The organism is Acinetobacter sp. SWBY1 (genome assembly GCF_002946595.1).
GTDB classification, from domain to species: Bacteria; Pseudomonadota; Gammaproteobacteria; order Pseudomonadales; family Moraxellaceae; genus Acinetobacter; species Acinetobacter towneri.
Genome location: NZ_CP026616.1, coordinates 1,815,182 through 1,841,773, shown reverse-complemented (window position 1 = coordinate 1,841,773; position 26,592 = coordinate 1,815,182). Strand labels below are relative to the sequence as shown.

At 36.6% G+C, this 26,592-nt stretch carries 27 protein-coding genes and 7 pseudogenes; 20 read left to right on the top strand and 14 right to left on the bottom strand.

Annotation, left to right across the window (positions count from 1 at the left end; all coding sequences use genetic code 11):
* Positions 1-35: 35 nt before the first annotated feature.
* A complete protein-coding gene (locus C3Y93_RS08865; protein WP_002002480.1) occupies positions 36-878 on the bottom strand; it encodes a carbapenem-hydrolyzing class D beta-lactamase OXA-58 in 843 nt (280 codons plus the stop codon).
* Between the two features lie 80 nt (positions 879-958).
* On the opposite strand from C3Y93_RS08865, the pseudogene C3Y93_RS08860 reads away from it, so the two are divergent.
* From C3Y93_RS08860 to C3Y93_RS08845, 4 genes and pseudogenes are all read left to right on the top strand, one after another.
* A pseudogene (locus C3Y93_RS08860) lies at positions 959-1,327 on the top strand (IS1-like element ISAba3 family transposase); the annotation flags it as partial.
* 183 nt (positions 1,328-1,510) lie between these two features.
* Positions 1,511-1,924 (top strand): hypothetical protein, encoded by a 414-nt coding sequence (locus C3Y93_RS08855; RefSeq protein ID WP_005020944.1) that lies wholly within the window; start codon positions 1,511-1,513, stop codon positions 1,922-1,924.
* A gap of 2 nt (positions 1,925-1,926) precedes the next feature.
* Positions 1,927-2,241, top strand: coding sequence for a hypothetical protein (locus C3Y93_RS08850; RefSeq protein ID WP_000723215.1), 315 nt, complete (start codon positions 1,927-1,929; stop codon positions 2,239-2,241).
* 479 nt (positions 2,242-2,720) lie between these two features.
* Positions 2,721-3,287, top strand: a complete 567-nt coding sequence (locus C3Y93_RS08845) for a recombinase family protein (RefSeq protein ID WP_005102078.1) — start codon at positions 2,721-2,723, stop codon at positions 3,285-3,287.
* Positions 3,288-3,581: 294 nt separating this feature from the next.
* Here the strand turns inward: C3Y93_RS08845 and C3Y93_RS08840 are convergent, their stop codons facing one another.
* Entirely contained in the window at positions 3,582-4,286 is a 705-nt protein-coding gene (locus tag C3Y93_RS08840) for an IS6 family transposase (protein WP_019838320.1), read from the bottom strand.
* Positions 4,287-4,348: 62 nt separating this feature from the next.
* Between C3Y93_RS08840 and C3Y93_RS08835 the strand changes: the two are divergent.
* Positions 4,349-4,513, top strand: a pseudogene (locus C3Y93_RS08835) (S-(hydroxymethyl)glutathione dehydrogenase); the annotation flags it as partial.
* A gap of 86 nt (positions 4,514-4,599) precedes the next feature.
* On the opposite strand, the gene C3Y93_RS08830 reads toward C3Y93_RS08835, so the two are convergent.
* Together C3Y93_RS08830 and C3Y93_RS08825 are read right to left on the bottom strand one after the other, a co-directional pair.
* Positions 4,600-5,691: an NAD(P)-dependent alcohol dehydrogenase gene (locus C3Y93_RS08830; RefSeq protein WP_019838318.1), complete on the bottom strand. Its 1,092-nt coding sequence runs from the start codon at positions 5,689-5,691 to the stop codon at positions 4,600-4,602.
* A 72-nt stretch (positions 5,692-5,763) separates the two neighbouring features.
* Positions 5,764-7,293, bottom strand: coding sequence for an aldehyde dehydrogenase family protein (locus tag C3Y93_RS08825; protein WP_104852707.1), 1,530 nt, complete (start codon positions 7,291-7,293; stop codon positions 5,764-5,766).
* A gap of 105 nt (positions 7,294-7,398) precedes the next feature.
* On the opposite strand from C3Y93_RS08825, the gene C3Y93_RS08820 reads away from it, so the two are divergent.
* The 5 genes from C3Y93_RS08820 (at position 7,399) to C3Y93_RS08800 (ending at position 13,369) form a co-directional block, all read left to right on the top strand.
* On the top strand, positions 7,399-8,295 hold the full coding sequence (locus C3Y93_RS08820) for a LysR family transcriptional regulator (RefSeq protein WP_158660397.1): 897 nt from the start codon (positions 7,399-7,401) through the stop codon (positions 8,293-8,295).
* A gap of 200 nt (positions 8,296-8,495) precedes the next feature.
* Entirely contained in the window at positions 8,496-9,785 is a 1,290-nt protein-coding gene (gene salA, locus C3Y93_RS08815; RefSeq protein WP_019838315.1) for a salicylate 1-monooxygenase, read from the top strand.
* A gap of 99 nt (positions 9,786-9,884) precedes the next feature.
* Positions 9,885-10,805 carry a catechol 1,2-dioxygenase gene (catA, locus tag C3Y93_RS08810; RefSeq protein ID WP_033917443.1) on the top strand — a complete coding sequence of 307 codons (921 nt, stop codon included), beginning with the start codon at positions 9,885-9,887 and terminating at the stop codon, positions 10,803-10,805.
* A 268-nt stretch (positions 10,806-11,073) separates the two neighbouring features.
* A complete protein-coding gene (locus C3Y93_RS08805) occupies positions 11,074-12,426 on the top strand; it encodes an MFS transporter (protein ID WP_019838314.1) in 1,353 nt (450 codons plus the stop codon).
* A 52-nt stretch (positions 12,427-12,478) separates the two neighbouring features.
* Complete coding sequence (locus tag C3Y93_RS08800) at positions 12,479-13,369, top strand: LysR family transcriptional regulator (protein ID WP_026438256.1); 891 nt, start codon at positions 12,479-12,481, stop codon at positions 13,367-13,369.
* 341 nt (positions 13,370-13,710) lie between these two features.
* Here the strand turns inward: C3Y93_RS08800 and C3Y93_RS14585 are convergent.
* Positions 13,711-13,827 (bottom strand): annotated as a pseudogene (locus C3Y93_RS14585) (transposase domain-containing protein); the annotation flags it as partial.
* Between the two features lie 70 nt (positions 13,828-13,897).
* Positions 13,898-14,167, bottom strand: a complete 270-nt coding sequence (locus tag C3Y93_RS08790) for a hypothetical protein (RefSeq protein WP_039048204.1) — start codon at positions 14,165-14,167, stop codon at positions 13,898-13,900.
* 171 nt (positions 14,168-14,338) lie between these two features.
* On the opposite strand from C3Y93_RS08790, the gene C3Y93_RS08785 reads away from it, so the two are divergent.
* Both C3Y93_RS08785 and C3Y93_RS08780 read left to right on the top strand, forming a co-directional pair.
* The gene (locus tag C3Y93_RS08785; RefSeq protein WP_005175534.1) at positions 14,339-14,635 is read left to right on the top strand and encodes a type II toxin-antitoxin system RelE/ParE family toxin; all 297 of its coding nucleotides are present in this window, start codon (positions 14,339-14,341) and stop codon (positions 14,633-14,635) included.
* 1 nt (position 14,636) lies between these two features.
* On the top strand, positions 14,637-14,927 hold the full coding sequence (locus tag C3Y93_RS08780; RefSeq protein WP_004969304.1) for an addiction module antidote protein: 291 nt from the start codon (positions 14,637-14,639) through the stop codon (positions 14,925-14,927).
* A gap of 93 nt (positions 14,928-15,020) precedes the next feature.
* Here C3Y93_RS08780 and C3Y93_RS14455 read toward each other — a convergent pair whose 3' ends face one another.
* The 4 genes from C3Y93_RS14455 to C3Y93_RS08760 all read right to left on the bottom strand — a co-directional run bounded on the left by C3Y93_RS14455 (position 15,021) and on the right by C3Y93_RS08760 (position 16,937).
* Positions 15,021-15,218 carry a hypothetical protein gene (locus tag C3Y93_RS14455; RefSeq protein WP_004897314.1) on the bottom strand — a complete coding sequence of 66 codons (198 nt, stop codon included), beginning with the start codon at positions 15,216-15,218 and terminating at the stop codon, positions 15,021-15,023.
* A gap of 208 nt (positions 15,219-15,426) precedes the next feature.
* Positions 15,427-15,741 carry a BrnA antitoxin family protein gene (locus tag C3Y93_RS08770; protein WP_038350244.1) on the bottom strand — a complete coding sequence of 105 codons (315 nt, stop codon included), beginning with the start codon at positions 15,739-15,741 and terminating at the stop codon, positions 15,427-15,429.
* Positions 15,704-16,015, bottom strand: coding sequence for a BrnT family toxin (locus C3Y93_RS08765; RefSeq protein WP_104853265.1), 312 nt, complete (start codon positions 16,013-16,015; stop codon positions 15,704-15,706). Before C3Y93_RS08765 ends, C3Y93_RS08770 begins: the two co-directional genes overlap by 38 nt.
* A gap of 280 nt (positions 16,016-16,295) precedes the next feature.
* Positions 16,296-16,937, bottom strand: coding sequence for a TetR/AcrR family transcriptional regulator C-terminal domain-containing protein (locus C3Y93_RS08760; protein WP_004787586.1), 642 nt, complete (start codon positions 16,935-16,937; stop codon positions 16,296-16,298).
* 65 nt (positions 16,938-17,002) lie between these two features.
* On the opposite strand from C3Y93_RS08760, the gene tet(39) reads away from it, so the two are divergent.
* The 3 genes and pseudogenes from tet(39) to C3Y93_RS08745 all read left to right on the top strand — a co-directional run.
* On the top strand, positions 17,003-18,190 hold the full coding sequence (gene tet(39), locus C3Y93_RS08755) for a tetracycline efflux MFS transporter Tet(39) (protein ID WP_087551687.1): 1,188 nt from the start codon (positions 17,003-17,005) through the stop codon (positions 18,188-18,190).
* Between the two features lie 235 nt (positions 18,191-18,425).
* A pseudogene (locus tag C3Y93_RS08750) lies at positions 18,426-19,013 on the top strand (recombinase family protein); the annotation flags it as partial.
* Positions 19,014-19,271: 258 nt separating this feature from the next.
* A pseudogene (locus C3Y93_RS08745) lies at positions 19,272-19,586 on the top strand (exodeoxyribonuclease VII large subunit); the annotation flags it as partial.
* A 261-nt stretch (positions 19,587-19,847) separates the two neighbouring features.
* Here C3Y93_RS08745 and C3Y93_RS08740 read toward each other — a convergent pair.
* Both C3Y93_RS08740 and C3Y93_RS14580 read right to left on the bottom strand, forming a co-directional pair.
* On the bottom strand, positions 19,848-20,570 hold the full coding sequence (locus C3Y93_RS08740) for an IS30 family transposase (RefSeq protein ID WP_104852704.1): 723 nt from the start codon (positions 20,568-20,570) through the stop codon (positions 19,848-19,850).
* Between the two features lie 101 nt (positions 20,571-20,671).
* Positions 20,672-20,794: pseudogene (locus C3Y93_RS14580) on the bottom strand (helix-turn-helix domain-containing protein); the annotation flags it as partial.
* 242 nt (positions 20,795-21,036) lie between these two features.
* Here C3Y93_RS14580 and C3Y93_RS08730 point away from each other — a divergent pair.
* Positions 21,037-21,873: an alpha/beta hydrolase gene (locus tag C3Y93_RS08730; protein ID WP_104852703.1), complete on the top strand. Its 837-nt coding sequence runs from the start codon at positions 21,037-21,039 to the stop codon at positions 21,871-21,873.
* Between the two features lie 17 nt (positions 21,874-21,890).
* Here C3Y93_RS08730 and C3Y93_RS14560 read toward each other — a convergent pair whose 3' ends face one another.
* Together C3Y93_RS14560 and C3Y93_RS08720 are read right to left on the bottom strand one after the other, a co-directional pair.
* Positions 21,891-22,220 carry a DUF202 domain-containing protein gene (locus C3Y93_RS14560; RefSeq protein WP_104852702.1) on the bottom strand — a complete coding sequence of 110 codons (330 nt, stop codon included), beginning with the start codon at positions 22,218-22,220 and terminating at the stop codon, positions 21,891-21,893.
* A 3-nt stretch (positions 22,221-22,223) separates the two neighbouring features.
* Entirely contained in the window at positions 22,224-22,580 is a 357-nt protein-coding gene (locus tag C3Y93_RS08720) for a YidH family protein (protein ID WP_104852701.1), read from the bottom strand.
* A 169-nt stretch (positions 22,581-22,749) separates the two neighbouring features.
* Between C3Y93_RS08720 and C3Y93_RS08715 the strand changes: the two genes are divergently transcribed.
* The 4 genes and pseudogenes from C3Y93_RS08715 to C3Y93_RS14555 all read left to right on the top strand — a co-directional run.
* Complete coding sequence (locus C3Y93_RS08715) at positions 22,750-23,241, top strand: cupin domain-containing protein (protein WP_104852700.1); 492 nt, start codon at positions 22,750-22,752, stop codon at positions 23,239-23,241.
* Between the two features lie 224 nt (positions 23,242-23,465).
* The gene (locus C3Y93_RS08710) at positions 23,466-24,542 is read left to right on the top strand and encodes an MBL fold metallo-hydrolase (RefSeq protein ID WP_104852699.1); all 1,077 of its coding nucleotides are present in this window, start codon (positions 23,466-23,468) and stop codon (positions 24,540-24,542) included.
* Positions 24,539-25,978, top strand: a complete 1,440-nt coding sequence (locus C3Y93_RS08705) for an MFS transporter (RefSeq protein WP_104852698.1) — start codon at positions 24,539-24,541, stop codon at positions 25,976-25,978. Before C3Y93_RS08710 ends, C3Y93_RS08705 begins: the two co-directional genes overlap by 4 nt.
* A gap of 228 nt (positions 25,979-26,206) precedes the next feature.
* Positions 26,207-26,524 (top strand): annotated as a pseudogene (locus tag C3Y93_RS14555) (IS3 family transposase); the annotation flags it as partial.
* Positions 26,525-26,592: the final 68 nt, after the last annotated feature.

The window sequence follows — 26,592 nt, the reverse complement described above, 5'->3', positions numbered from 1 at the left end:
CTACCAAAAATAGATTAACCTCAAACTTCTAATTCTTATAAATAATGAAAAACACCCAACTTATCTAGCACATCTAAAGACAATTGTTTACGTAGAGCAATATCATCACCAGCTTTCATTTGCATATTTAAAGCAAATGCCACCACTTGCCCATCTGCCTTTTCAACAAAACCCACATACCAACCCACTTGCGGGTCTACAGCCATTCCCCAGCCACTTTTAGCATATAGACGATTCTCCCCTCTGCGCTCTACATACAACATCTCTTTCACTTGTTGCTGAACTTCAGGTTTAAAAGGCAATTGCCCTTGGGCTAAATCATACACAAACTTTACTTCTTGTATAGGTGTAATTGTCAAAGGCCCTTTCAACCAAAATTGATCAACTTCCGTGCCTATTTGCATATTGCCATAACCAATACGTTGCAATTCACTTTGCATTAAGCTTGGACCAATACGACGTGCCAATTCTTGATATACAGGCACTGTAGATGCTTGCATGGCTTCGCCCAAAGTAAAATCTTTGTCCCATGCTTTAAAAAAACGTGGCTTTCCATCCCACTTAAATATTTCTGTAGATGTTGCTTTATGATTTTCTAAACCAATTAGTGCATTGGCAATTTTAAATGTAGATGCAGGAATATAAGCTGTTTTTGCTCGGTCTAAATGCGTGCCATATTTTTTAATATTTTGACCATCATATGTGACAAACACAGCATCAGCTGAGATTTCATTAAAAAGCGCTTGAACATTCTGATCGATGATTGAGTTATTCACTTGTGGAATTGTACTTGTTTTTGCTCGACTCATACTATGCTCAGCACAAGCCCCAATACTTATGCTTAAGCAAACTAAACTCAATATTTTTAATAATTTCATGATATACAACTTTAAAATTTGGTAGTGTTTCAAAAAGTATGCTGAAGAAAAAGCCGATTGGATTTTGATAAAATAGAGAAATGCAAATAACTCTAGCAATCAAATGTCCAACCTGCCTCAGTGATAGTATAAAGAAAAATGGTATCAAAGTAGATGGGAAACAAAACTATCAGTGCAAAGACTGTAAACGTCAGTTTATTGGTGATCATGCACTGAGCTATCTAGGATGTAAGTCAGGTATTACTCGTAAAATATTACAGTTGATGGTCAGAGGCAGCGGTATACGAGATATTGCTGAAGTTGAGCGCATCAGTATCGGTAAAGTTTTACGTACTTTAACTGAATCAACCTATGAAATTCAGCCTCAGCAAAGTCATTATGAATCTCTCGAAGTAGATGAGTTCTGGAATTTTGTTGGAAATAAAAAGAATAAACAATGGCTTATTTTTGTTCAAAAGTCATATTTTACCTCGGAGAAACCGGACATTTTTATTGGTGAGAATATAGACACTTTAAATGGGTTCTAACACTCTCGTTTCGTATAACAACCATTATGTTAAATGGAATCAAAAAACCTCCAATAAAATCGTTATAGTATTATTATTTATTGAGTAGATAAGAGAATTAAATTAGTGAAATACTCAAATGAAAAAATAGTAAAAGCTCTCTTACTTTCTCCTTTACCACTACTTTTTTTCACAGCAGTCCGGTTTATCGTAATGAATCAGGAATACAGCCTATACTCGATTTTAGTGGTTCTTGTAGGGCACGGTCTTGTCTACTTGGCTTATTGTATTTTGACTGTACCTTTCAGCTTCATATTCTCAATTCTTTTAAATCGTTATAACAGTCTTAATTTATTAACTATCTGTATTGCCTCTATAATTATTGCTACTCCATTTTTTATTCTTTTTGAATGGAGTCACACAGGAGAAATTTCGAAAGAGTGGTGGAAAATGTATACCAATACATGGACTATTTTTATGGCTCTCTTTCCTGGCTTATGTTATTGGCTGTTTTTAATTAATTTAAAAGATAAAGAATAGTTATGAAAAAAATATTATATTTTAATTTCTTAGCGATTATTTTGACTTATGTATCTTTGCTTTATCAAAAAAATATATTAGTTGCTCGCATAGTTGTAGATAAGCTTGAAAAAGTTGAAGTCATAGCTGGGGGATTTCCTCTACAGTTCCTTATAGATGGTGAAACCTCTCCAGTCGGAAGTATAAGTATCAATCCTTTATTTATTTTCATCGGCATGGATCAATTTGTTTTTCTCAATTTTTTTATTGATTATTTATTTTGGGTAAGTATTTTATTTGCTTTTTCTATGATTGTGAAAAAGTACAGAATTGTATAGATCTCCTAAAATTAACATAATACACCTTATACGAAATGCGTTATAATTCTCTTTAGAAACCAATGCTGTAGTTTCTAGTTGATAGCCCATCTTCCCCAAGGTGGGCTTTTTTTATGATTTTTCACGTTCCACGCTTATTATTTAATCAAAAGACCTCTTGCGAAAGTATAGTTTATCTAATTTTTGAATTGGCTAAAACCTCATAAAATATAGCTTTTGGCTGCTTAAAATTTGACTAACGCAAGAATTCTAAAGTTTCTCAACTTTGATTAGCTCAAATAAATACCATTTCTCTTTTTCTAGGTCTCTTTAAATCACGAATTATGTAACTATAGAGTATACCCTAAAGTAACACTTTAAAAGTTCGTAAAAATATGTATCATTTAAATGATTTTTAATCATATGTAACATGTAACATTGATATTTAAGGTCTATAATTTACGAAATTATTTATTTTTATCCAATTGGGGCATGAAAGAGTGAAAGGTCAAAAAGTAGGCTATGTCCGGGTGAGTTCAGTCGAGCAAAATACTGGACGTCAACTTGAGGGAATTGAAGTCGACCGGATTTTTGTTGACCGAGCTTCGGGTAAAAATACCGACCGGCCGAAATTTCAGGAAATGTTGAACTATCTCCGGGAAGGGGACAGGGTTGTTGTACATTCCATGGATCGTTTTGCACGAAGCCTAAAAGATTTGGTTACCGAAGTAGATAAACTGGTTAAAGGAGGGATCGCCATCCAGTTTGTAAAAGAAAATATTACTTTTACGGCCCAATCCACCCCGATGGATAATTTGATGCTGCAACTGATGGGGGCTTTTGCACAGTTTGAACGTGAGATTATTCTGGAGCGACAAAAGGAAGGAATTAAACTCGCCTCTGCTCAAGGGAAGTATAAAGGCCGGGTACACAAATTGAAACCTGATCAGGCCGAAGCTTTACGACAAGCATGGAAGGAAGGGAAGTACTCTTCAAAAATGGCATTAGGCCAAGCATTTGGAATTAGTCGCCAGGCGGTATATCGGTATTTAAAAGCAGGTGAGTAACTCAATTTGAATTGGCGACTATATTTAGTTGAGATTATGAAAGCCTTAGAACGTGATAAATCAATAAAAAATCCTATTAGAAATTGAATGGGATTTTACAAAGTATTATGTTGCTGATTTTTAAAATATAAATAAAATGTATTTTATATAGGCTGCATTGGGCTAATTTTAGGACAGCTTAAATAGAAACTATTTTTCATAAAATATAGAAATAACTTAAAAGAAATTCCTAAAGTTATAACGGCACTGTTGCAAATAGGGATCTGAGTCGATGATGTTCCCTTTAAAAAGTGCTTAGAGACCGAAAACTCTATTCACCAGATACACTTCACCCTGAGGCTGACCATAATAAAATGATGAAGCTTGTCCTTTACGTAGTGCACGCATGACTTCAATACCTTTAATTGTGGCATAAGCCGTTTTCATAGATTTGAATCCTAAGGTGGCCCTGATAATCCGCTTTAGCTTGCCATGATCACATTCGATCACGTTATTTTTGTACTTAACCTGCCTGTGCTCAAGGTCTGGTGGACATTTTCCTTCCCGTTTTAACCGTGATAAAGCACCTCCATATGTGGGTGCTTTATCCGTATTGATCACTTGTGGAATTTGCCACTTCTTCACATTATTTAAAATTTTTCCAAGAAAACAATATGCTGATTTGGTATTACGTCTAGAAGAAAGGTAAAAATCAATGGTAAAGCCACGTTGATCGACTGCACGATACAGATAAGACCATCTTCCATTCACTTTTACATAAGTTTCATCAATATGCCATGTGCCGAGATGTGTAGGATTACGCCAATACCAGCGTAAGCGTTTTTCTATTTCAGGAGCATAACGTTGAACCCAACGGTAAATAGTAGTGTGATTAACATTTACACCGGGTTCGGAAAGCATTTCCTGAAGTTCACGATAGCTGATGCCATATTTACAATACCAGCGTACAGCCCAAAGAATGATTTCGCCCTGAAAATGCCGACCATGGAAGGGATTCATACACTGAACCTTTAGCTAAAAAACTATTTAGCTTATCATCAATGGCTATTTGCAACAGTGCCGTGAAAGGTCGTTCACAACTTCCGGACATGGTTGAAGATGCAATGAAGGGGGAAATTCAACTTGAGCCTTTTGTGACCCATACCATGGGCTTGGACAACATTAATGAAGCTTTTGACCTCATGCACGAAGGTAAATCGATTCGTACAGTAATTCATTACGAATAATCATATTGATTAGTACAGTACTTATAAATGAAGTACTGTACTAACAATGAGTTATATTTTTTAGCTTAATTATAACTATAAGTAAGCTATGAGCCAATTATAACTACTGGCTTGATCGTTATGCCAGTTTTTGAATCTTCAAATGCTTGATTAATATCATTAAAATTATAAAATTTTACAAGCTTGTCGAAAGGAAATTTTCCTTCTTTATAATATTCAATGATTTTAGGAATATGTACTTGAGGAGTAGAGTCACCTTGTATCGTACCTACAATCGTTTTACCTTCCATCAAAATATCATTTGTAAAGTTTAAAGTTACATCTCCTCCCATACCGACAATCGAGATTTTTCCTGCTACTCTCAATGAATCTATTCCATTTTTAATGACAACAGGAACACCGGTCGTTTCAATTGCATAATGAACACCGCCATCTGTAATTTTTTTCACTTCTTCTACTACATTTAAACTTTGACTATTTAGAGCATGAGTAGCTCCAAGTTCTTTCGCTAACTCAAGACGATTTTCATGTATATCAATAACGATAATATTTTTTAGCCCTAAAAGATTAGCGGCCATCACTGCACTTAATCCAACTGCACCTGCTCCATAAATGGCAATAGAGCTTCCAGGTTCGGGTTTCAAGCTGTTCATCACCGTACCACTACCAGTTTGAATACCACATCCTAAAGGACCTAGTAATCTCAGATCTACATCATGATCCACTTTGACTATATTATTTATATTTGCTACAGCATAGGTGGCAAAAGACGACTGTCCAAAAAAGGTAGAGTAATTTTGACCATCCTTATGCAGTCGATAGGTTTGATCTTGTAGTTTTCCACCAAAATTAAGTTCAACAGTACGTATACATAAATTGTGGTGCCCTGTAAGACACTGGGAGCAAGAGTTACAGTATGAATAAGATAGGACGATATGATCACCCACTTTTAAATGAGTAACGTTTGAACCAACTCTTTCAATAATTCCTGAGCCTTCGTGTCCTAATACTGCTGGGAAAGGAGTTCCATTTCCTTTTATTGATTCTGCATCAGTATGACAAATACCAGATGCAACTATTTTTATTAGAACTTCATCTTCTTTAGGTTCTTCAATTTCGATTTCTTCAATAACTAATGGATAATTTTTTTCTTTCGCAAGTGCAGCTTTGATTTTCATACATTTTTCCTTAAATGTAAGTGTTATCTAGCTTTTCGCTAGATAACCTATAAATTAATATGGTCTAGATCTTCATTTAATAAGTCGAATAGAGTGGGGTTCTAGATATGATTTCAATGTTTCATTGATGTCTAATTCACGACCAATACCACTTTGCTTGATTCCACCAAATGGCATGCCGAGTTGTAAAGAGTCAAAACTATGACTATTAATAAATGTACTACCCGCCTCTATCTTTTGTGCAATATCATAGGCAAGCTCAATATTGTCAGACCAAACAGATGAACATAGACCTTGCTCATTATCATTTGCATATTCAATCGCTTGTTCTACAGTTTCATAACCGATCAGTGGAATAATGGGTCCGAATTGTTCCTGCTGAACAATCTCTAATGAGTTATCTAGGGTTTTCACGACGTGCGGTAGAACGTAGTATCCATTGTCCCATTGTTCTGGATTCAGTTTTTGACCTAACTCACGTACTTCACATTGATCCGAGGCTTTAGCATTTTCAATAAATTTCTGTACGATAGCCCACTGCTTTTTATTGTTGAGTGGGCCAAAATTGGCAGCTGAATTTAAGCCATGGCCAACTTTATATTTATCCACTTCTTCACAGAAAAGATCGAAATATTGATCAAGCTTATCTTTCGGCACATATATACGTTTAACTGCAAAACAAATTTGCCCACTACGTGTAAATACACCCTTTAATAATTTTGGTAGGATAGATTGGAAATCGATATCTTCTAAAATAATTGCCGCATCATTTCCACCTAATTCTAAAGTGACATCTTTAATTGTTTGCGCTGCACTTGCCATTACGGCTGCACCGGTGGCTGTGCCACCAGTAAATGCAACTTTACGAACTAGAGGGTGACTCGTTAAAATATTTCCTACATCTGCATCGCCATGTACGACGTTAATCACGCCTTTTGGAAATACGGCTGCTATTTTGGCAAGCAATTGAGTTAAAGCCAATGCTGAGAATGGAGAAGGCTTCAATACCACAGTATTACCTGCAAGTAATAAAGGACCTAACTTCATCATTGTTAATACAATAGGCATATTCCAAGGCACAATTGCAGAGATGACACCCTTAGGTCTTTTATGAATTCGTATCCAGCCTGTTTCTTCTGAAATTTCTTTAGGTATCAAAAGATCATCTGGAGCCTGAGCATACATACTCATTACGCCTGAACCCAAATAAAAATCAGTTTCTGCTTCCCAAAGCATGCCACCATGTTCAGAAATAAGCAGTTCTTTTAGTTCATCTTTTTTTTGAAAAATGAGATCGGCAGCCTGTTTTAAACAGTTTTGACGTTCAGCAATACTACTGTCTTTCCAGCTAAGAAAAGCTTGATGTGCAATATTAATAGCATTTTCGACATCATTTAAACTGGTATTACTAATAGAACCAATTTGATGGGTAAAATTCCCTGGATCATATACAGGCTGAGTCTGGGTGGCAATGGGTAAAAAATCGCCATTTATAAATCCTGAAATGTGAACTAGTGACATGTATTTCTCCTTGAAAGCACCCAGATTCATTCTGTAGTGTAAGAATAGATTCTCAGTATTTGAAAATTCAAAATAATGCATCCTTTATTTTGAATTTAGATAATATGAACTATATTTAAGAAGAAAAAATAGGCTAAAATGAGAGTTTAAGTTTCATAAAATGAAAGAATGAAAATTAGAGATAAAGTGAATGATCTAGAATTTTTTTTAAAAATTGTAGAGGCAGGTTCACTTACACGTGCTGCAGTCTTGTTGGAAAGCTCATTGCCATCAATGAGCCGTCGTCTATCTCAAATCGAACAGAGATTCGGCGTTAAGTTAATTGATCGAAATTCTCGACGTTTCAAGTTAACTGAAAAAGGGGAATATTTTTTAGAAAATACCCAGCATATTTTGTCCTTACTTGAAAAAATGGAAAATAACTTACAAGGTGAACAGGACTTTTTGACTGGACGATTACGAATTGGTTCACTCAATCAATTCGGGAAACAGCATTTAGCTGGTTGGATTGCAGAGTTTGCAAAACAATATCCTCATTTAAACATTGAATTATTATTGTCTGATTCAAAAGTAGATTTAATGGAACAGGAACTCGATTTCTCCTTTCAGATTGAAGTCCCTCTAGAGATTGATTACTGTTCTGTCCCGCTTATACAAGGTAAAAAAATTTATTGCGCATCTCCTGAATATTTTAAAAAGTTTGGAATACCCGATAATCCGTATAGTTTGGCGGATCATCACTGTCTCTGTTTGATCAGAAATCGGCATACATTTAGTGAGTGGCCGTTTATGGAGAATGGTAAAAATACAATAGTAAAAGTCTCACCTCAATTGTCTAGTAGTAGTAGTGAAATAGTTCATCAATGGGTATTAGCAGGCCAGGGCATTGCTTATAAATTGAATTGGGACATTCAAGCTGATTTATCATCAGGAAAAATAGTTGAATGTTTGACAGAGTTTAATCCACTGCATAGAAACTTATATATGGTTTATCGAGAAAATAATTCTACACAGCTAAAATACAAGTATTTCATTGATTTTATTAAAAATAAATTTTTAATATTAAGAAATAGTGTTTTGTGAAATTGATTAATCCAAAATTCTGATTCAGTTAAATCACCATCCTTATGAATCAGATATTTAATATCTTTTAATTAGATCATGTCCTTATAAATAATAAGTATCAAAAATTTAGATAGTTCAAGTTAAAAAATATAAATTGGATAAATTCTGAAAAATCGCTAATGATGGAAATCTAAGCAGTTTAGTAAGGAATGCTAAAAATGGACAAAAAGATTAAAGTTGCGGTGATTGGTGGTGGGATTGCAGGATTAGCACTTACTACACAATTGGTGAAAAATCAAAATTTAGATGTGCATCTTTATGAAGCAGCCCCGCAATTTTCTGAAATTGGTGCAGGAATTTCTTTTGGTGCAAATGCTGTAAAAGCAATTCACTTATTAGGCTTGGCGAACGAATATGAAAGTATCGCAGACAAAGTAAAAGCCCCTTTTACCGATATCTGGTTTCAATGGCGTAATGGTTATACCGATGAATACTTATCAGCTTCTATAGCTCCGAATGTGGGGCAATCTTCTGTACATCGCGCAGATTTTTTGGATACGCTGATTCCTTTGGTTCCGCATAAAAATGTGCATTTTAACAAACGAGTACAAGAAATTAAGGCTACAGATCATCAGGTTTCGATTCAATTTATAGATGGTCAGCGTGTTGAATGTGATTATCTGATTGGATGTGATGGTATCCATTCTGTAGTTCGTAACCATGTACTTGATTCTCACCAGCTGAAACGTGTAAGTCCGGAATTTTCTGGAACTTGGGCTTATCGTGGAATCATTAAATTTGAGGACTTTAAACAAGCCATTAAAGAGCTTGGTAATGATCCAGAACTAGCTGAAGTGCCTCAAATGTTGTTAGGTAAAGATAAACATATTTTAACCTTCCCAATTCGTCAGGGCGAAGAAATTAATATTGTTGCCTTTAAATCAGACCGTACCCAAACGACATTACCTGAAAATACGCCTTGGACTAAATCCGTTTCTAAACAAGAAATGTTAGATGACTTTGCGGATTGGAGTGAGAGTTGTCAGGCATTATTGAATCTGATTGAACAGCCGACGATTTGGGCATTACATGAAACACCACCTTTAACCACCTATAAAAATAAAACCCAAAATGTCATTGTGATTGGTGATGCAGCACATGCCATGTTACCGCATCAGGGTGCCGGCGCAGGGCAGGGCTTGGAAGACGCACTGATCTTGGCTAACTTATTGGCCAATCCACAGCTCACAGCAGAAAATATTAAATTGGTATCAAAAATTTATGAAGATATCCGTTTAGATCGCGCAGTTAAAGTTCAACATACCTCCCATGAGTCGGGGGAAATTTATGAACTTTATTCACCCGATTATCCAAGCTTTGAAGAAGTAGGCGCACATTTAGCACATCGATTTGATTGGTTATGGCAACACTCGCTTGAAAAGGATATTGAAGATGCTAACACAGCATTACAGCTGGACATTCAGCAGCATTTAAAACTGGTAGGTTGAAATTAGAAGTCAAATCGAAAAAGCAAAGGACGCTAAGTTTCTCACATGATGAGAGAAGCATGATTCACCAACAAATAAACATACTTAAGGAGCAATAGTATGAACCGTCAGGAAATTGACACTTTAGTTAAAAAAATGAATGTGGACACTGCAATAGGTCCAGTGGATGATCGCGTTCAACAAGTTGTGGTACGTTTAGTATCTGATCTATTCCAGGCGATTGAAGATCTTGACCTGACCCAGAGTGAAGTATGGAAAGGTCTTGAATATCTTACCGATGCTGGACAAGCTAATGAATTAGGATTATTGGCTGCAGGTCTTGGTCTTGAACATTTTCTAGACTTACGTGCGGATGAAGCTGATATTAAAGCAGGTATTACGAAAGGAACACCACGTACCATTGAAGGACCACTGTATGTCGCTGGTGCACCAGAATCTGTCGGCTTCGCTCGCATGGATGATGGTTCAGAATCTGATAAGGTCGACTTACTTTTTATTGAAGGTACTGTAACCGATACAGATGGTAATATTATTGAAGGTGCCAAAGTGGAAGTCTGGCATGCCAATAGCTTGGGTAACTACTCCTTTTTCGATAAATCACAATCTGATTTTAATCTTCGTCGTACTATTTTTACCGATCAAGATGGTCATTATACTGCTCAAACGACTATGCCGGTCGGTTATGGCTGTCCTCCCGAGGGTACTACACAGGCTTTACTCAACAAATTAGGCCGTCACGGTAATCGTCCTTCTCATGTTCATTACTTTGTTTCAGCACCAGGTTACCGAAAGCTCACGACTCAGTTCAATATTGAGGGTGATAAGTACTTATGGGATGACTTCGCGTTTGCAACACGTGAAGGTCTAGTGGCAACCGCGGTGGATGTAACTAATAAAGCTGAAATAGAACGCCGGAATGTAGATAAACCATTTAAACATATTCAATTTAATGTTGAGTTGGTGAAAGAACATGAATGTACTCCATCTTCTGATGTTGAACGTCGACGGGCTAGCGCATAATTTTTTAGGATGGATAGGTTGATCCTCTCCATCCTATAGACGTTTTACAAACTTCATGTAAAGACAAACTTAGAATTAATCCGAATTAGCATAAAAGATTTGTTAATCGTAACAATATACCGATAAGGAAATTATGGATCTGCGAAAGTACAGAAAATAAATACAGTGAGCATAGATATCTACTCGTTCTCACTTCAGTTATTACGTAGTGAATTATTAAAGTCTGTCAAATAAAATATTGCAATCTATATGACCAGGGAGGTCTGTAATGCAAAGTATTAATGCAAATGAAGTCATGGATCATGCTCCATTAAAAGCAATTCATTGGCGAGTGATTTTACTGAGCGCACTCATCATTATCTTCGATGGATATGATTTGGTTATTTATGGTGTGGCGCTGCCAAAGCTCATGGTGGAATGGCAAATTGATTCCATTACTGCAGGATTCCTGGGTAGTATCGCCTTATTTGGAATGATGTTTGGTGCGATAATTTTTGGTAGTCTGAGCGATAAATTAGAAGCTTACGGATTTAGCCGAAAAAAATTAATTATCTTATGTGTTTGTTTATTTAGTAGTTTCACACTTTTATGTGGCTATGCTTCGAATCCGCAAAGTTTTGGAATTTTCCGCTTTATTGCTGGCCTTGGTTTAGGTGGAGTAATGCCCAATGTTATTGCACTTATGACTGAATATGCCCCTAAAAAATTACGTGCTACGTTAGTCTCTTTAATGTTTAGTGGCTATGCAGTAGGAGGCATGTGTTCTGCCTTGTTAGGTATGTGGCTGGTTCCACAATATGGTTGGAAAATCATGTTTATTTTAGGAGGATTACCACTTCTATTATTACCTATGATTTGGTTACTACTCCCTGAATCGATTGATTATTTGGTACGCCGCAAAAAAACTGAACAAGCAATTCATATTCTCAAGCAAATTGACAGTAATATTACTTATACTACCCAAACGAGCATTAGCCTGCATCAAGCTAATCAAACTTCCTCTAAAACCCCAGTAAAAGATCTATTTACAGAAAATCGTGGTCCAATCACTCTTTTATTCTGGGGAAGTGTATTTATGGCCTTAGTTTTGGTATACGCCTTAGGAAACTGGTTGCCAAAACTGATGGTTGAAGCAGGTTATGATTTATCGACGAGCTTGTTTTTCCTTTTTGCTCTAAATATTGGGGGGATGTTAGGTGCAATTGGTGGTGGTTATTTCGCTGACCGTTTTAATCTAGCCAAAGTGTTATGTACACTCTTTATGAGTGGCGCTATTGCCTTATTTCTCCTCAGTTACAGTCTACCGACTTTTGTTCTTTATATTTGTATTGCAATTGCGGGAGCGGCTTCAATTGGTGGACAAATTTTATTACTGGCTTATATGTCTCAATTTTATTCATCTAATATACGTGCAACGGGTTTAGGCATGGCCTTAGGAATTGGACGTTTAGGAGCTATCCTAGGGCCAATTTTATGTGGCTGGTTACTGAGTTTAAGTTTACCGATCAAATATAATTTTATTGCTCTTGCAATTCCTTGTATCATTGCTGTTATCAGTGTATCGATGATCCACTTCCGCTTAAAGAAAACAAGATTGAAACGCACTGTAGTACAAGTCTAAAAGTGAATCAGGGAGGGGAATCCTCCCTAATATCATCGAGATATTCAAATTGATTGATCTAAGCCTTATTAAAGTTTTTATTATTGTTTATGAGACTAAAAATATCAGTCATGCTGCTGAGCGATTGAATTTAAGTCAGCCCTCTGTGACCTATAATCTAAATCGTTTACGTAAATTTCTAAATGATCCTTTATTTGAACGTGATAAGTTTGGAGTTAAGCCAACTAAACTAGCACAAAGCTTATATCCTAGCTTTAGCAAATCAATAGAAGAAATTGAAGTAGCAATTACTGCCTCTCAAAATTTCAATCCTAAAACTTCCACTCGAATATTTCGACTGGGTTTATCGGATTTGGGAGAAATATGTTTGCTACCATCTTTAATTCAGTATCTTTCAAAAGAAGCACCTTTTATTAAGATTGAAATCGAAGAAATCAGATCAAGTAAAGTTGAAGAATGGCTTGTTGATGGTTCTTTAGATGTTGCCGTGTTTAATAGTAGCTATACCGTTATGCCTAGAATTGAATCACGTAATGTATTTGAAGAGCGGTATATGTGTATAGCGCATAAACAACATCCCCGTATACAACAGCAGCCCAGTTTAAAACAATATTTACGGGAGAAACATGCTGCTATTAAATCTTCTACAGGGCATATTGAAATTGATCAAAGACTGAAAGAGTTAGGTTTAAAAAGAGAAATTATGCTAGAGCTACCACATTTTAGTGTCTTACAAGATGTAGTGAGCAGTTCTGAATTGTTGGTTACTTTACCCTCACGTGCTGCAAAAGTGTATGAACGAAACAGTGAGGTAAATGTTTTTGAATTACCCTTTGCCGTAAAACCCTTTAACGTCAGTGTTAATTGGTATAACCATCGAGATGATTTAGAAGCTCGAACTTGGTTTATCCAAACTTTACAAAATATTTTTAAGCTTCTTTAAACTCAAATATTGAATTATATAGGATAGTAGTCTTATATATTCTGAAAGAAATACTCGATAACCAAATACCTCTTTGAGGTTATTATTTGTTATGTGTTTCTTACTATAAATATATAAATTAATCTTAATAATTCAGCAAGACTATGATAAATAAAAGTCTTGCTGAAAATTATTTTTTAATTTCTAACCCAATTCATTTCTAATATTATTTGCAACAGTGCCTGAAGGACACATAAGTTGTCATAAAAAAGACAATTCGAGTAGAAGTGGGCTTTTCATAAAGTATTATGCTATTGATCTTAAAAGATTTGTAAGCGTCCGCTGAATCCCATACCTATTTTTTAATTCGATTTAGGTTTCCAGCAGTGTGGCAGTAACTCTTCAATCTGGGTCACTTTATGTGTCGGCAGCCTTTTCAGCACATCACTTAAATAGGCATACGGATCCAAGCCAGAGACTGTAAATAAAACTGTGTAAACGCTTAAACTATCGTTAAAAGTGTCATTCTAGGTATTCCATTAAATATGGTCATAGCTTATTTATGATTTCACAATCTTTATTTAATCGGCGAATTGATCTGATAAATTTTTTCGGGTCATCAATGCACAGCGGTTGTTCCTGACCATCACGTAAAATTATATACTCGTCTAATTTTTCATAATGCACAGCGGCAACTGGTACGCCTTTATTTTTTTTGTTGAACTCATGATGATTGCCAGGTACTAGTTCCGCATAGGTAAAAATAATCTTATCCGCAATACGAATATAGCTGGCGCTTGTTTTTGACATTCTTGACATATAAAAACCTCCATAGGTGTGAAATTAATATACAACTATTTTACAACTATTTCAAGGCTTTTTTAATCACTTAACATAATGGCGATTATAAGAAATTAATGGATGTCCATATAGATTACTTGCATATTGTATTCGATCGAATACAATATGGTGAGAAAACAAGGAATCCTCATGATTGAAATTAAACGTCTGCCAGAGTTTGATGAATGGTTGGATGGCATTAAAGACAATATGACCCGTATTCGCCTGAATCGTAGATTGGATAAGGTTCAACGTGGAAATTGGGGAGACATTAAGCCTCTTCAAGATGGCGTTTGGGAAATGAGAGAGTTCTTCGGTGCTGGATGGAGAATGTATTACATCCAACATGGTGACGTAGTGATTGTAATGCTTGGTGGAGGAGATAAATCGACTCAACAACAAGATATCGATCGTGCAGTCAAATTATCGAAAACATTGGAGGATTAAAATGGTTAAAGTCGCTGATTTACCAAGTTTTGATATGGCTGAGTCGCTCAAAACTGAAGAAGACATTGTGATGTATCTCAATATGGTTCTTGAAGAGAATGATCCAGCTGAATTAGCCCATGCACTTGGCGTTATTGCTAAAGCTCGTGGCATGACTCAAATCGCTAAAGAAGCAGGGATTGGACGTGAGGCACTCTACAAAGCCCTACGTCAGGATTCAGCACCACGTTTTGATACGATTAATCGTGTTGTGAATGCTTTAGGCCTAAAACTCACAGTACAACATGCCTAAGACTTTAAAAAATATAGTAAAAATGGGAGCTAAAGGCTCCCGTTTTTAGATTCGTATAACGTGTATTATGTTAATTTTAGAAAATTTTAAGAATTAACTCTCAAGTAACTGCCCTATTTCCAACCTACTATATCCTCGCTCTTTTAGAATCAAGACAATAGCTTTTCTATATTCATCAGAACTGGAGGTCTTATATTTTATGATTAATTGATTCTCTGAATTCAGTTCAAGGGCATTCTTATAGGTTAAGACTTCAGTAGAAATCTTATTAAAAATATTTAGATTAAACATACAGGTACTCTTCATCCTGTTATAGCGGCCCGACTACAACAAATACCTGCCTTAGCTTAGCTAGGCACCCTTGGCAGCAAGGATTACAAATTAAGAAAAGTTCTGCAAGTTTTCAAAAGCTATAAGGATGAATAATCAACTAAAATCAATGTTATTTAACATAATGGAGGTTATACGCAGTCAAAAATGGGAGCCTAAGCTCCCATTTTTATTGATGATTTTTTAATTCTTTAAGCATGGCATCCCGTAAAATTTTATTCATTCGTGTTTGATAGCCTTTGCCTTGGGCTTTTAGCCACTGCATGACATCTGCATCGATGCGAACCGTAGTTACTTGTTTAGTCGGCTTGTAAAATGGATTTTGCACTGCATTTTTCCAGAAGCTGTCATCAAGTTCAGGAATATCTGAAAAATCGATTTCACTGTCTGGACGTTTAGCTAATGCTTCCAGTCTTGCCTTTTGTTCTTCAGACAAAACAGGAGGATTATTCAAATCCATTTTGTAAGTAACGGTTTTGCTCATACTGTTTCCTCTCTTTTTTCTCTGCCTGTCGTGCCGAAATAATGCGGATATGATCCATCCCATTATGATCTTGTACAGTATGAGCCACCAATAAAACTGTCTGCCCGTGTACGAGACCTATCGCTTGCCAACGATATTCACCATTTTCAAAGCGATCCTGTTTGAAGACGGCATCAGCATCATAAAAAACTAAGATTGCATCTTCAAAAGCTACACCATGTTTTTTGAGGTTTGTTTCTGCTTTATGCTCATCCCATGAAAACTCAATTTCCATAGTTGCATCGCTTTTTGTTAATACAAAAATGTTAATACAAAATTGTAAATTTTGCAAAGTTGTTCCATTTTTTATTGGCAAAATATTACAGAATCGAACATAAAAAAGCCGACTTGTTTCAAAATCGGCTTTTTGGGCATTTTTACATTTTTATGGTTTTATTAAGTGTTTGATATTTATATTAATATACAAGTGTATTGCGTATAACCACCATTATGTTAAATAATTAAGGATAAAAGCTTTATTACTAAATAGAACAGTTGCTTAAAGCAGTATAGAGTTAAGTTTGCATTTTAATATCAAGTTGTCTTTCAGCACCGATAATCACCATACGAATCCCATTTTCAAAAATGTCATCCGCATTCATATTTTGTAAGGTATTCACTCCTTGGAGCATGAGTGGATATATAGTTGGATCGGCTTCGAATGGTGGGTCTGATCTTATTTCTTCTTGCTGCTCCTCAAGGACCCACCCAACAATAAACCTTCCTAATGTCATAAGTAATGCAACTGCTTCAACAGGAGAAAACCCAGCATGAGATAACAGCGCAACTTGGGCCTCAATCGTGTTGAAATGTCCTTGACTGGGGCTAGTTCTTGCATGTAGACGAGCACCATCACGGTAAGCTAGTAGTGCTCGACGAAAGCTTACAGAATTAGCGAGCAACCAATCTTGCCATGTCATCCCATCGATGGGTAAAGAAACTAAATGGTGTTCATTTATAATGGTTTCCGCCATTGCTTCCATTAACAAGGATTTATTCTTGAAATGCCAATATAGAGTTGGAGATTTAATACCCAATCGTTGAGCTAGCTTGCGTGTGGTTATTGAATCTATGCCTTCTTCATTCAACATATCCAATGCGGTACGCAGGACTATTTCACGTGTCAGACGTTGAGGTGCAATATCTTTTTTACTCATAAATCTATCACTGATAGGGAGTGTGTGAGAGAATATTAATTCTATCATTGCTAGAGAAGGCATTTGTGAAGAAATCATTGAGCGTGATTTTAATCACTATATTTCTGGATGCTGTTGGGATTGGTTTAATTATGCCGATCTTGCCTGAATTATTACGGTCATTGGCTGGAGCTGAAGCAGGCGGTGTTCACTATGGTGCTTTATTAGCTGTGTATGCTCTGATGCAGTTCATTTTTGCACCTATCCTTGGAGCGTTGAGTGACCGATTTGGACGTCGACCTGTATTAATTATTTCAATTGCTGGTGCAACGGCTGATTATCTCCTAATGGCTGCTGCTCCTTCTCTATTGTGGCTATATATTGGTCGTATTTTTGCGGGAATTACAGGTGCCAACATGGCTGTTGCAACAGCTTATGTTTCAGATATTACTCCAGCCCATGAGCGTGCAAAAAGGTTTGGTCTCCTTGGAGCTGTCTTTGGTATTGGGTTTATAGCGGGTCCGGTAATAGGTGGAGTTTTGGGTGAATGGAACTTACATGCACCGTTCTTTGCTGCTGCTTTTATGAATGGGATTCTTTTAATAATGACAGCAGTCTTATTAAAAGAATCAAAACACAGCAATAAAATGACTGAGAAGGTTCAGGAGCAATCAATATTAAAGAAATTATCCTATTTGATCACTCAACCTAATATGGCTCCATTGCTTGGTATCTTTTTAATTATCACATTGGTTTCACAAGTCCCCGCAACTTTATGGGTTATCTATGGGCAGGATCGTTATGGCTGGAGTATATTTATTGCAGGTGTTTCCCTTGCTAGTTATGGAATATGCCATTCTATTGCACAGGCTTTTGCTATCGCCCCTATGGTAAAGAGGTTTGGAGAGAAAAATACGTTGTTATGTGGAATAGCTTGCGATGCAATTGGTTTACTTCTTTTATCTATTGCTGTTGAAGAATGGGTGCCTTTTGCGTTGTTACCATTGTTTGCCCTTGGTGGAGTAGCCGTTCCTGCTTTGCAAGCAATGATGTCCAGAGGTATTAGTGATGAAAGACAAGGTGAATTACAAGGGCTATTAAGCAGTTTTAATAGTCTGGGGGCTATAATTGGTCCTGTATTAGTTACTAGCCTCTATTTTATGACTCAGGCATCAGCTCCTGGAATGGTATGGGCATTAGCTGCAATACTTTATGTAATCACCCTACCCTTATTGCTTAAGTATCGCCTGAATAAATATTCTGGAGTTCCATAAAATATTTAATTTATTGGTTTAAAAACTAATGGATTCTATAGTTTATCTAAAATTAACATAATACACGTTATACGAATTCCCAAGGCATGGCTTTTAGTCATGCTTTTTTTATCAAAAGACTATACCCGAATGATAAGGAAACAGTTAGTTACAACGAAATATCATTAGAGTTGTTATGTTGATTAAATGATAGCTGTATCATTGTAGTATATTAAATAATCTCAAATGATAAACCATGACGACTAGAATCTACTTAAGAGCTTCAACCAAAGATCAAGATGCACAGAGAGCACTAAACCAATTAGATGACTTAAACCAAAGGCTCGAGTTAGGTGAATCGGTTACCTATATTGAGAATTTCTCAGGGACGAAGTTGGATCGTCCTGAACTAAACAGGTTGCTCACAGAAGCAAACCAAGGCGACACGTTATTGGTAGAAAGCGTTGATCGTCTGTCCCGTCTAAGCCAAGCAGACTTCCAAGAACTTAAGCGTAGAATCCAAGAGAAGGGGCTTCGCTTAGTAGTTGCTGACCTTCCGACTACTCATCAACTAATCCAAACCAATGACAGTATTACAAGTTCGATCCTAGATCTCATCAACAATATGCTGATTGATCTACTTGCTACTATGGCTCGTTTGGATAACGAGAAACGTATAGAAAGGATCAAGCAAGGCTTAGAGCGTTCAGGGTACAAACCATCAGGTAAGAAACCAAATGAAGCCAAGCACAAAAGAATCAAGGAGTTGCTTGCTACAAATAACATGACTAAGCAGGAAATTGCGAAAGCTGTTGGTTGTGGGGTAGCTACTGTGTATCGAGTAATGAACCAAGGAGAAGATGCAGAGCTGAATCAGCTTGTCGAATCTCGTGCACAACAAGGCAGGATTCGAGTAGCCATTGAAGACCTTTAGTTGAAATGTTAGCCACTTTTTTGGTCCTAACCGGCATGACTTGCGATACATGAAGTGGCATTATTACTTCATAACCTATAGGTGTTTGCCTATAAGCCAAACTTTCTATAGTCTTTGACAATTACAATTCATAAAAACTAAGTATGCCTGATCAACAGCTTTCCCTCAGTGAATACCTCGAACAGTGAATACCTCGAAACAGTCCAAGAGATCGTAAAGATTGCCTTTGGTGATCCTGTATGGGTTAAAGCTGAAATTAGAAGCCTGAACACCAAGAGTGGTCACTGCTACCTAGAACTTGCTGAAAAAGAAGAGGGCACTGATAAAGTCATTGCATCTTGTAAAGGAACCATTTGGAAGTCCACTGCAGCTAAGCTTCTGTACAAGTTTCAGAACGAAAGTGGAATGGAGCTGTCAAAGGACCTGAATGTTCTGATTAAAGTCAAAGCCAGCTTTAGCCCACAATATGGGTTCTCAGTAAACCCCAACCTTGGCAAGGTCACCGAGATTTATTACATAAAACTGCTTTAACTTTAAATATATGATTTTAGTTGCTTTATTTTGTTTTTATATGGGGTAAAATTTCGATCAATTTGGGTGCTTTAATGTAATTTGGTCACTTTATTTTATAAATTTTAGTTTTAAAAATCCACCTATATTTTGATTATTGCTTTGATGAGAGATAATAACAATATATTATTTAATATAGTGATTTTTAATTCTCGTAAAAAAGTTTTTATATTCTTAGATCAGCATTTGAAGTGCAACACCATGTTGTTGCCATAATACCTGACTCGGACTTTTAAAGCCGAGTATTTTTCTTGGGCGATGATTCAGGCGTTGAGTGATTTCTGCAATATAAGCATCTGTATACAGATTCAAATCACTGCCTTTCTTAATATATTGCCTGATTAAACCATTCGTATTTTCATTTGTACCTCTTTGCCAAGCACTATAAGGATCAGCGAAATACCAGTCTATTTCTAATGCTTGAGCGGCATACTCATGCAAGCTGAAATCTTTACCATTATCTGCGGTAATCGTTTTGAGTTGATCTTTGATCGGCTTGAGAAGACTGATGGTTGTTTGGCAAATTTCTTCTGCCTTACGTGTTTGGCATTTCTTAAGCCATAAATAGCCAGTTTTACGATCAACGATAGAAACTAATGATTGCTGGTGGTGCTTACCTACAATCGTATCTATTTCTAAATCACCAAAGCGGGTGCGTTGCTCAACCACAATAGGCCTGTCATGAATACTCTTACGGTTATTCAGTTGACTACGGGTTTCAGGAATACCGTATTTTCTCTTTCTTTGATTTATGAAACTTAGATTAAGAAACAGTTTTCCACCTTTGCCTTTATCTTGCCGTATGAAACGATAAATTGAATGCAAACTGATAGAAACACATGAGGCGATCTGTTCAGGACTCCATTGAAGCTTGAGATAGAAATGACGCGAACCCACATTTCATGAGGGATTCTTTTAGGATTGTAGCAGTGACGTCTTTGGGTGAGTTGATGAGCATGTTTAGCAAAATAACCGTTTCTTGCTCGATTACGTTGAATTTCTCTAGAAATGGTTGAAGGTGAGCGATTCAGTCTGCAGGCGATATGACGCTTAGAAAAACTTTCACGTAACAAGGCATAAATCTGGTATCTTTCTTCTAGAGTGAGATGAGTATAGTTCATGAATGCAACTTTGACTTTGGTCGGTCGGAAGCAAAATGCTAGCTCATCTTGCTTCTTTCCAATAATTTAATCTCTGTTGCACTTCATTTGAGAGTCTAAGGTTCAAAAATAATCAAAATAGCCACTTTTTAGAAAGCTAATGGCTATTTAGAGATATTGGATAGAAACACAAAAAAATTGCATAGTAAGGATATATAAATATAGATCTAATAAAATTTTATGGAATAAATAGAGTAATAGTTATGGATGCAAATAATTTTGAACATGATTATGTGATAGGGCAAAAAAATAATAATTATAATGAGGTCATGGCCAAAATAGAAGAGATGAACTGTTTAGTGTTAATTAAAAAAGAATGGGAGAAAAATATTTCCTATGGATTCCATGAGCGAGAATGCTTCGATATTTGTTATTCATCAGGAAAAGCTAAGGCAATTTTAGTTTATTTGCATGCAGGTTATTGGCAGTCTAGAGGCAAAGACCAGTTCTATTTTATTGCTGATCATTTGTCAGAACTAGGGTACCATGTTGTACTTATGAATTATCCCTTATGTCCTGAAGTTAGTATTGAGAGTATAAGAACGTCTTTAAGTTATGGATTGTTAACAGTTAAAGCATTCTTACACAATGATAAAGAGGATGATCTACCTCTTTATCTCAGTGGACACTCTGCAGGAGCCCACCTGACTACTGAGCTAGTCTTGCATGCGAGTGAAAAAATTAAGAATATACTTAATCTCAAAGGAATTATTCCTATCAGCGGAATATATGAACTTAATCCTTTGCTAGACACCAGTTTAAATAAAAACCTGAAGCTTGATCAAAAAAATGCACTCAAAAACTCTCCAATTTATCGGATCACAAATAATTTAGTCCCAGCTGAATTTTTTGTAGGAGGAGAGGAAACTGCGGCATTTATTTATCAGACTAAAAATATGAGCGATCAATGGGAGTTGAAAGGAAATAGTTCAAACTTTAAAGTCTTAAAAACTGATGATCACTTCAGCATACTATTTCACTTTCTCGGCGATGGGGAGATTTTAAAGTCTATTGAGAGGCTTTATCGCCTCAGTCATTAAAAAAAAAACACCATTGGCTAGCTGGTGGTTGTGAGTATAAAGAGCAAGAAAAATAGAGCAAGAAGAATGTTGATTAAAGCTGAAGAAAGTAAGATAACTCTGTGTTTGAAAGCTCTATTTTTCTGAAGTTGGATTACTTCTCTAAAATTACTTAAAACTGATAAATAATGAATATTAACCAGTATAATAATAAAAACTGAAATAATGAATAACGGTTTTGTACTATTTAAAAACACTTTAAAAAGGGTAAAGTTTACGAGTAGATAAGAAAAAAAACTTCTTTCTAAAGATAGAAATGTTCGTTCTGGTTGTAGCCCATTATCAGGCTGTATAGGATCATTCTGCATAAACTATTTTAAGTAAAAATAAGTAAAAATAATAAGAATTAGACTGAAAATTGATAATAATGGAGCCATCCCAGGGTAAGGTAAAGATTGCTTGGTCCGAAGGGCATATTCTACTCGGTACCATCGAAAAATCGCGCTGATACTCAAAAGAATAGAAAGAAAAATTAGAGCAACAAAAATTTCAGTTGCAATTGGAGCGAGGAAAAATCCTTTATTAAGTGTATGTAAGGCAACAGCTCCTACTAGAACCGCAAGCGCAGTTCTGTTCCAGGCCAGAAAAGTTCGTTCATTGGCAAGAGTAAAGCGAGGGTCTGGGTCTTCACCATTTTTCAGTTTGATAATATTTAAAATGTTTTTCATAGATAATTGAAAATAATAAAACTTAAATATATAAGCTAGGCAGAGATTAGCTATGTATTTCTTGTGATTTATCTATCCACTAATAATTTTATTTTGAATATAATTTAATGAAAAAATGCATATCTCTAGGATAGAACCAGTGATTTAATAATAAAAAAAGGAGTTTGAAATGAATATGTTAAGTAACTTTAATCCAGCAAGTTTGCTTTTTACTGAAACACGATTAAAGCAGGATTTTGAGCGGATAAAGTGGAATGTGCTCGGTCATGTCTATGAGCCTATTTTAGGTGGAGATCAACAGTCAAGTTTTGCCTGGATTTCGAATGATCCACCTGGAACATTCGTTCCTCCTCATATGCATCCTGTACAAGATGAGCATGCCTTTATTTTGGAAGGAGAATATTCACTTTATTTGGATGGAGAATGGACTGTTGCCAAAGCAGGCGACTATTTATATTGGCCACGGGGTACGGTGCATGGGTATAAAGTAAGCTCAGAAACGCCAGCGAAAGGAATTTTCTGGGTCAGTCCAGGTAATGACTTGGCAAGTCTGTTTAGTGAGCTGCATAATTTAACAAATCCTGAAAAAGTAATTGAGGTTTCAGCTGCAAGAAATATTCGCTTCATAGCACCTGAACAATTGCCTAATTGTGATTTTTAAGGATCAAAATATTTAATTAATATTCTTTAACCCTTACTCTTTAAGCCTTCAATGAATTGAAGGCTTTTTTATATGTTAATATTGAAATAAAAAAATATAACAATAAGTGACTGATTAAAATAAATTAAGGATAGTGAATTTATAAAAACTGTATATTTCGAAAATAGTAGATTGAATATATTTAGGATGTGTCACCAAGATAATTTATAGGAAGGGAATATTCAATGAAAACTAATAATCAACAGGGAATGAAAATTATTGCTTTAGGTACAGGGGGTGGTCCGATTGTATCAAGCTCTAGAGCAGGTATCTCGACAGCGATCTGTGTTGATGGCGCCACCTATATTGTTGACTGTGGTATGGGAAGTATCAGAAATTATAGAAGTCACTCAACATGGGGAGAATTAAGAGGCATTTTTATTACCCATCACCATTCTGATCATATTTATGATTTAGGTTCGTATTTATTTACGGGCTGGCAAGTTCCGGGTGAATCATTTAGTCAACCAATTCAAATTTATGGTCCTGGGAAGCCACCTCGTAATCCTGCTCTATCTACGCACTCCCATCCAAAAATTGAAGGATGCTGTGGAGGTGATCATCCTATGGTGGGTACAGCAGCTATGGTAGATGCTCTAATCCATAATGTATTTGCATCTGATATTGCCATTCGTATGGCGGATGAGGGACGTTCAAGCCCAACGGAATGGATTAAAGCCTTTGATATTCAGATTCCTGAAAGTGCTCAAGCTGATCCTGTGCTCAATCGACATCCTGAGATGGAGCCGTTTACCATTTATGAAGATGAACTGGTGAAAGTGAGCACTATTTTGGTGGATCATCGTTTATGCTTTCCTGCTTTTGGCTTTAGATTTGATTCTAAATATGGCTCTGTCGTTATTTCAGGCGATACCACCTACTCGAAAAACTGTATCTTATTAGCTAAAGATGCGGATGTACTTATGCATGAGGTTATTGATCTTGATGCAATTTTAGAGACGTTTCCTGAAGGACCAACACGTAACGGGATTGCTGTTCACCTGGAAGAATCTCATACCTCCTATGAAAAAGTAGGCCTTGTAGCCCAAGAAGCAAATGCAAAATCGCTTATTTTGCATCATATTGTTCCGAATATTCCAGACTCGGCCGATATTCAAAAAATGATAAATACAGCTCAAAATGATTTTGATGGTCTAGTCTTTGCAGCAGAAGATAACGATACATTTAATGTTACCGACATTATTAAAGCCCATGGGGCAGGGCACGAAGCTCATGAGTTTATTCGGGAGATCAATACATGAAAACACAAACTAAGGTCCTCCCAAATACACTCATAGAGTCATTAGAGACTCAAAAAATTACCAATAGAGCCTGGATGATTACTGGCTTGCTGATTATTTTTCAAATGGTGAATTTTGCCGACAAGGCTGTACTTGGTCTTGTCGCTGAACCTGCAATGCGTGAACTTGGAATGTCGGGTAGCCAGTTCGGCTTTATTGGTAGCTCCTTTTTCTTTCTATTCGCTATTTCTTCTATTGTTGTTGGACTGTTGGCCGCAAAAATACAAACCCGCTGGATCATTCTCACCATGGGAATTGCATGGGCAGTATTACAGTTTCCGATGCTAATGGGTGGCGGGGTTACCCTGCTATTGGTGACACGGATTATTTTAGGCGCGGCTGAAGGTCCAGCAACACCTATTACCTTACAACATATCCATGGTTGGTATGAGCCAAAAGAGCGTGGTCTGCCAAGTAGTTTGGTGGCCATTGGATCAACATTAGGCCCTATTATTGCTGCACCAATTTTAGCGGCTATTATCGCACATCCTGATTATGGATGGCGATGGGCGTTTGGATTTCTGGGTTTTGTCGGACTTGGTTGGAGTTTGCTGTGGTTTCTGGTAGCTAGAGAGGGACCATATAGCCATATAAAGGCTAAACAACAGCTAAGTCAGCCTAAACCATTGGTACACCCTAATACCAGTTATATTAATAATAAAAGTATTGCTGACTTTTCAGACCAGTTAAAAATCGTACCATTATTCAAAGTTTTTTTCTCACCTATGTTTATCTCGGCATTTCTGTCAGGTGCAGGGTGCTTTTGGGCTATGGGTTTTTTAACGACCTGGTCTCCACGCTATCTTTCGGCAGTAGTCGACACCTCTCCACAAATGATCGGCATGATTTCTACCTTTCCATGGATATTTGGCGCCCTGACCTTATTGGTGGCAGGTTATTTATCCAAAATTTTGATGAAGAAGGGATGTTCTGTGCACCAGTCATTGGGTTGTATATTTGGTCTTTTGATTTTGCTATCAGGCTGTTTCTTCTTGCTGCTGCCGCATACCACTGGTATTGTTGCTGTCTGCGTCCTAACACTTGCCGCTGGTCTAGCCATGACTTTCCCTCTCGCTCCTATCACCTTGGCTTATAGTATTTGTTCTAAACAGCGAGCGGCTGTAATGGCAACAGTAACAGCCTTAGCATCTTTAGGTGGTATGATTTCACCGACTATGGTGGGTATGTTTATGGAGTCTGCTGGATATATTCAGCCGATGAAGGGTATGCTTCCAGATGCTGCTATGCTGAGCAAGCTGGTGATGGGAATGAATTTAAGTTTCTCCTATATTGGTGTTTATTTGTTGATCGTTGGCTTATTGGCTATGATTTTTCTTAATCCTGATAAGACAGCTAAAAAATTACAACAGAATCTGCCAGGAAGTAGTGAAACATAGAATTGAAGCATGTTGAATTAAAAAAAAGAGCACTTTTATATTAGGTGCTCTTTTTTCATTGTAGGTTATATTGCGAGTGCTGAAGACGTACATATTTATCCTTGGTAACAGATGCTTATGTCTGGCAAATTAAAGGTTATAAGTTATCAAATGATATACGTGCAGAGAATATTGTGCAGAGCACTACAGATGGCGATACAGCATGTGACGGATCGAGTGGCTAGAATGATACACTATTCAGACAGAGGCTCTCAGTATTGTTCTGAGCTATATCAATCGGCATTGCACCGTTATGGGATAGATCTTCCATGACAGATGGAGTCTTGCGAAACGGTGTTTCCCATACCAGAATGCATTCGTAGAGTGAATTAATGAGATATTAAAGCAGGGGGTTAACTACATGGTGTCAAACAATGAACGACTTAGATCACTTAATTGCGGAATCTATCATTATCTATAACTATTATAGACTATATTATTTAATGTTTAAGTATGAACCTCCCGAATTAGACGTATGAGCAAACTAAAACCGAGCTAATTGCTTAACTCGGTTTGAAATTGAATACCGTCAATCTATTTCAGGATAAGACAGGTATTATAAAAATTAGAGGGTT